Origin of the sequence: Methylobacterium frigidaeris, from assembly GCF_022179185.1 — a bacterium.
Taxonomy (GTDB): domain Bacteria; phylum Pseudomonadota; class Alphaproteobacteria; order Rhizobiales; family Beijerinckiaceae; genus Methylobacterium; species Methylobacterium frigidaeris.
Genome location: NZ_BPQJ01000209.1, coordinates 1 through 271 on the forward strand (window position 1 = coordinate 1; position 271 = coordinate 271).

A 271-nucleotide genomic window follows, 5' to 3' on the forward strand; every position below is an offset into this window, starting at 1 on the left:
GGACGGCCGCGCCTACTCGTACAACAAGGTCTTCGACGTCGACACCGCGGTCACGAAGGACACGCAGCTGTCCTACCTGGTCTACCCGCAGATGGGCGAGACGGACCTCAGCTACCCCGCGACGCACGTGGCCGTGGACCTGGCGTTCACCGACGGCACCTACCTGAGCGAGCTGAAGGCGACGGACAGCCACGGCGGGCTGCTCACCCCGCAGGGCCAGGCGGACGCCAAGCGGCTGTACGTGAACCAGTGGAACAAGGTGGCCTCGCGC

Annotated in this window: 1 protein-coding gene; it reads left to right on the top strand. The window is 67.9% G+C overall.

The features are described from left to right. Nucleotides 1-271, top strand: a 271-nt coding sequence (locus tag MFF64_RS36885; protein WP_238193995.1) for a hypothetical protein, incomplete at both ends; no start/stop codon positions are given.